Raw genomic sequence first — 434 nt, forward strand, 5'->3', positions numbered from 1 at the left:
AAGCAGGCCTACGGCCGCGGCGTGAAGCTGATCGGGGCGACGGCGCATTACGTCACCGCCGATCTCGACGAGGGCCCGATCATCGAGCAGGACACGGCACGCATCACCCATGCACAGTCGCCCGACGACTATGTCTCGATCGGCCGCGACGTCGAAAGCCAGGTGCTGGCCCGCGCCATCCACGCTCACATCCACCACCGCACCTTCCTGAACGGCAACCGCACCGTGGTCTTTCCGGCAAGCCCCGGCGGCTACGCTTCCGAACGCATGGGTTGAGCGCCGCCTAGACCCTGCATCTCTTTTGCTGGCGAATGACAATCTCCCGTTGCCTGCCGGCGGCAAGTACTTGATTATCTCGTTCAATAGGTAATCGAATCATGCTGCGGAGGGGTGTCATGACCGACGAGGCGCTTGTTGATCGCATGGCGCTGCCG

1 protein-coding gene is annotated in these 434 nt (G+C 62.9%); it reads left to right on the forward strand.

What is annotated here, in order from left to right:
* On the forward strand, positions 1 to 276 hold a 276-nt coding region (locus K6M89_RS30605), incomplete at its 5' end, for a formyltransferase family protein (protein WP_281428494.1).
* Positions 277 to 434 lie beyond the last annotated feature (158 nt).

Origin of the sequence: Rhizobium croatiense, assembly GCF_019793465.1 — a bacterium.
Classification (GTDB): Bacteria; Pseudomonadota; Alphaproteobacteria; order Rhizobiales; family Rhizobiaceae; genus Rhizobium; species Rhizobium croatiense.